The 1,076-nt window shown below is 46.7% G+C and carries 2 protein-coding genes; one reads left to right on the plus strand and one right to left on the minus strand.

Going from position 1 to position 1,076, the window contains the following annotated elements; all coding sequences use genetic code 11:
* Positions 1-220: transketolase C-terminal domain-containing protein (locus AND4_RS19250; RefSeq protein WP_009844665.1), on the plus strand; the 220-nt coding region annotated here is incomplete at its 5' end.
* Between the two features lie 99 nt (positions 221-319).
* Here AND4_RS19250 and AND4_RS19255 read toward each other — a convergent pair.
* On the minus strand, positions 320-1,076 hold a 757-nt coding region (locus tag AND4_RS19255), incomplete at its 5' end, for a methyl-accepting chemotaxis protein (RefSeq protein ID WP_043991967.1).

The raw sequence follows: 1,076 nt of genomic DNA on the forward strand, positions 1-1,076 counted from the left end.
AGACGCCGCTTACCGTGAGTCAGTACTGCCATCTGATGTAACGGCACGTATCGCTATCGAAGCGGGCATTGCAGACTTCTGGTACAAGTACGTTGGTTTCGATGGTCGCATCATAGGCATGACAACATTCGGTGAATCAGCGCCTGCTGACCAGTTGTTCGAAATGTTTGGTTTCACGGTAGAAAATGTGGTGAACACTGCGCAAGAATTACTGGCGTAAACGCTCAGTGTTATCAGTTTTTCTCATGCTAAATTGAGAACTGAAAAGCCCCGCTCAACGTCGCGGGGCTTTCTTTTATCTGCTCATTTCAGAGACAATTCAACTGCCGAGTTGGTACGACTTATCTTCAAACTGATTAGCAAGTCGATAGAACTGTTCAACTTGCTCTTTCAACCGCTCACTGTTTTGTTCTACAGAATATGTCGCCGCAAGGTTTTGCTCCGCGGTGGAAGCAATCGAGTGTATGTGTTGATTTACATCGCTAGAAAGCCGCAACTGTTTATCGGCAGAATTCTCTACGTTAACCATCAAACCGCTCATCGTTTGCATCATCTTCTCTACCTCAGACAAACGCAACGCGCCCTGCTCGGCAACTTGAGAACAAGAATCCGTTTGATCTTTATTGGCGATAATGTCTTTTTGCCAACACTGAATTGTCGTCAGCATGGCATCGATTGATACTTTAATTTGCTCCGTCGCATTTGAGGTACGCCCGGATAACGCTCTCACTTCATCAGCAACCACTGCGAAGCCAGAACCTTGCTCGCCTGCTCGTGCCGCTTCAATCGCAGCATTAAGCGCGAGCAAATTCGTTTGATCGGCAATGCTAGCAATCTCCTCCATTAATTGACTGACCTCTTGCGCTTGATTGCTCAATTGGTAAGTCGTCTTGGTGGCTTTCTCCGCCTGTAAACTCAGTTGCGCTAAGTTGGTGTGAGTTTGGTCAATCGTATCTTTCGCCATAAGACAAGCTTTCAAAGTGTCATCAATCAGTATATGAGCCTCATGAGAACTGGAAGAAACCGAGTTGGCGGACGCTTCCATTGCACTAGCCGCATCACGAACCTCATGAATA

Source organism: Vibrio sp. AND4 (assembly GCF_000171815.1).
In the GTDB taxonomy this organism is placed as follows: Bacteria; Pseudomonadota; Gammaproteobacteria; order Enterobacterales; family Vibrionaceae; genus Vibrio.